General features: G+C 42.5%; 1 pseudogene. It reads left to right on the forward strand.

Annotated features, from left to right (window positions below):
* Window positions 1–214, forward strand: a pseudogene (locus E1171_RS24805) (DDE-type integrase/transposase/recombinase); the annotation flags it as partial.

Raw genomic sequence — 214 nt, forward strand, 5'->3', positions numbered from 1 at the left:
GAGAGCAGGAGGAAATGATGTTGGAACGAGATATCGATGTAGACCGCACCACTATTTATCGTTGGGCCAACGTGATGCTCCTGAAATTGAAAGATGCGTTGGTATTTGCAAGGAGGAACGACAGGATCCTGGAGAATCCATGAGACTTATATCAAAGTAATAAGCAAATTGAAATACCTATATCGAGCCGTTGATTCGAAAGGAAGAACGATTG

It is taken from the genome of Xanthovirga aplysinae (assembly GCF_009711365.1).
GTDB classification, from domain to species: Bacteria; Bacteroidota; Bacteroidia; order Cytophagales; family Cyclobacteriaceae; genus Xanthovirga; species Xanthovirga aplysinae.